This is a genomic window from Streptomyces katrae (assembly GCF_000966975.1).
GTDB classification, from domain to species: domain Bacteria; phylum Actinomycetota; class Actinomycetes; order Streptomycetales; family Streptomycetaceae; genus Streptomyces; species Streptomyces katrae.
In genome coordinates, this window is sequence record NZ_JZWV01000661.1 from 1 (window position 1) to 670 (window position 670).

Annotated in this window: 1 pseudogene; it reads left to right on the forward strand. The window is 75.1% G+C overall.

The features are described from left to right. Window positions 1-531: pseudogene (locus tag VR44_RS23445) on the forward strand (cell division protein DivIVA); the annotation flags it as partial. Window positions 532-670: the final 139 nt, after the last annotated feature.

The following is a 670-nucleotide window of genomic DNA, read 5'->3' on the forward strand; positions in this document are numbered from 1 at the left end:
AAGATCGTCGGCGAGGCCCGTTCGCGCGCCGAGGGCCTGGAGCGGGACGCCCGCGCCAAGGCCGACGCCCTGGAGCGGGACGCGCAGGAGAAGCACCGCGTCGCGATGGGCTCCCTGGAGTCCGCCCGCGCCACGCTGGAGCGCAAGGTCGAGGACCTGCGGGGCTTCGAGCGTGAGTACCGTACGCGTCTGAAGTCCTACCTGGAGTCGCAGCTGCGCCAGCTGGAGACCCAGGCCGACGACTCCCTCGCCCCGCCGCGCACCCCGGCCGGCCCGGCCCTGCCGCCGTCGCCGTCCCCGTCGATGGCTCCGGCCGGCGCGATGGGCATGGGCGGCCCGTCCCCGATGGGCGGTCCCTCCCCCATGGGCGGTCCCTCCCCGATGAGCGGTGCCCCGTCCTACGGCGGGCAGCAGCAGATGTCCCCGGCGATGACGCAGCCGATGGCTCCGGTGCGGCCGGCTGCTCCGCAGCCGATGCAGCAGGCGCCGTCTCCCATGCGGGGCTTCCTGATCGACGAGGACGACAACTGACGTAGCCGTCGGCAGTCACCACGGGCCGGGCCCGGTTCCCCTGAGGGGACCCGGGCCCGGCCCGTTTTGCTGTGCCTGCGGCGCTGTCCCCTCCCCGCCCTTCACCCGTTCTCTGGGGCTCCGCCCCAGACCCCGCGCC